The following is a 377-nucleotide window of genomic DNA, read 5'->3' on the forward strand; positions in this document are numbered from 1 at the left end:
CTAGGGCTAGTTTATTTGGGCGGTAATAACGAGACATTTTTTGTCCAAATCACCGGAAAAGGCTGCCAATATGTGTTTAGTTCAACCACAGCATTAGAGGTTTATAGTTGGTTAAAGCACCTTGATATTACGCAAATTAATCGAATTGATTTAGCCACCGATGATTATGATGGTGTGTTTACGGTCGATGCCGCTAAAAAAGCGTATGAAGACGATGCTTTTTATGGCGGAAAAGGACCTAAACCGGGTAAAGATGAGTCACTAAAAACAGATGCTTATGGGCAAGTTCAGAAAGAAATGTTCTCCGTTGGGTCAAGACAATCCCGTGTTTATTGGCGGATTTATAATAAAGCCGTTGAGCAGAAAGTCACGGGTAT

General features: G+C 40.6%; 1 protein-coding gene. It reads left to right on the forward strand.

The window, feature by feature from the left end:
* Positions 1 to 377: replication initiation factor domain-containing protein (locus tag M998_RS19120; protein ID WP_211272260.1), on the forward strand; the 377-nt coding region annotated here is incomplete at both ends.

It is taken from the genome of Providencia heimbachae ATCC 35613, from assembly GCF_001655055.1.
Classification (GTDB): domain Bacteria; phylum Pseudomonadota; class Gammaproteobacteria; order Enterobacterales; family Enterobacteriaceae; genus Providencia; species Providencia heimbachae.